The sequence below is a fragment of the Massilia sp. P2_C2 genome, from assembly GCF_056404615.1.
Window position 1 is genome coordinate 1 of the sequence record NZ_JBFUDR010000664.1, and the last position, 672, is coordinate 672.

1 protein-coding gene is annotated in these 672 nt (G+C 56.8%); it reads left to right on the forward strand.

Annotated features, from left to right (window positions below; all coding sequences use genetic code 11):
• Nucleotides 1-268 (forward strand): LysR substrate-binding domain-containing protein (locus AC1DYX_RS31730; RefSeq protein WP_477266253.1); only part of this gene is annotated, 268 nt, incomplete at its 5' end.
• Nucleotides 269-672: the final 404 nt, after the last annotated feature.

Below are 672 nucleotides of genomic sequence, written 5' to 3' on the forward strand. Positions count from 1 at the left end.
GGGAGAGGGTGTGGACCTGGCTGCGCTGGAGGTCGCGCTGACCCTGCCGTCCAACGAGGCCGTGCGCGCGGCCGTGATGCGTGGGCAGCATGTGGCGGGCCTGTCGGAACTGGTGGCGGCGCCATACATCGCGGCCAGTCTGCTGGCCAGGGTACGCGTGAATCCGCCGCCGCGCGACTTCTTCCTGCTGCGTCATCGTGAACGCTACCGCAGCCGCGCGGCCCAGGCGTTCGAGCAGATGGTGGGCGTGGGCCGGACGAGTTCGTAAGCGTCAGCGCACGTCGGATTTTTATTACGGCTGAGCTTGCAGATCCGGATGCCGGTTGCTATACTGCGCGTCCTCTTCACGGCACGTTGAAATTCCAAGGGAATCAAGGTGTTGCAATGCCGGGTTCGGTGTTGTGGTGAAGCGGAAAAAGAAGTTGACGAACATCGCGAAACACTGCATAATCTCACTTCTCTGCTGCTGACGAACAAAACGATTCGCAAGCGCAGCAAGGCAGTACCGAATACGAAGTTCTTTAACAATAAACAGTCGATAAGTGTGGGCGTTTGATGAGGTGCCAGCATCCTTCGGGGTGCTGAATGCTTAAATTATCAAATGTTCACGCAAAAGAAATACGTTGCTCAGCAATGAGTGACGGTCAGTATTTTGAGTGAGCGATCTGCTGT